General features: G+C 32.0%; 1 protein-coding gene. It reads left to right on the top strand.

The window, feature by feature from the left end:
* Nucleotides 1-153: 153 nt before the first annotated feature.
* Nucleotides 154-708 (top strand): hypothetical protein, encoded by a 555-nt coding sequence (locus tag CYL18_RS18990; RefSeq protein WP_104851028.1) that lies wholly within the window; start codon nucleotides 154-156, stop codon nucleotides 706-708.
* The last annotated feature ends 130 nt before the right edge of the window (nucleotides 709-838 follow it).

Here is an 838-nt window from a genome sequence, read left to right as displayed (position 1 = left end):
ATAGCGCAAGCACGGTTCTGAGAGGGGGGAGAAGCACAATTTACCGTAAGGTAAAAAGGCTCTCCTCTACTCGACTAGTTCAAATAGGAAAGTGATTATGGTTTTTTAGATAAAATGATTAAGAATTTAATTATATCCATAGGGGGGTAAGTTTTGACAGTTCATCACTATATTGCTTCAAGCAGGGAGATTCCCACTGGCGATTATGGGAGTAAAGCTCAAATAGTACCCATTTCTCATATTTCAGAAATAAAAATTAGAGGTCTTAAAACGCCAAAAAAGACTAAGACAAATAAATATAGGAACGACAATAAAATAAATGAACAGTATATGGTCGTTTATGAAACAGAGGAAGACTTTCTAGGTATATTTGTTTCAGAATTAGATGGTTATGATGAAATAAGAAATCAATTCAGCAATCCTTATGTTTATCATCTTAGTTGTTCTGACCACAGAAAAAGTTATAGAGTGTTGTTTGAATATATCAATGAAAATCTTTTGGAAGGTGAAAGCGTTGAATTATACACTTGTCTGGATGGACACGAATTAAAAGAAAAAATTGATTCACTTAATATTTTCGTTAACTTAACAACAAAGCATTTTCAAAATGATATTGGAAAATTTAACTTAAACGAAAAACGTTTATTTGATGAATTAAGTGAACGATTTTCGTTTAGAGAAAGGCAGTATGTATTGATAATAAAATAGTACAGAAGGAAACTAGCTGATTGTAAAAAAGTGTACTTAAACTAATAGGGGCGTTCGTATTATAGAGTTCAGCCAGATCTTTCTGGTTGAACTTTTTTCATATGGATTTATTCTATCAGTAGCCAGGGTA

This window comes from Pradoshia eiseniae, assembly GCF_002946355.1.
GTDB classification, from domain to species: Bacteria; Bacillota; Bacilli; order Bacillales; family Pradoshiaceae; genus Pradoshia; species Pradoshia eiseniae.
This window is presented reverse-complemented; position numbering and strand designations above follow the sequence as displayed.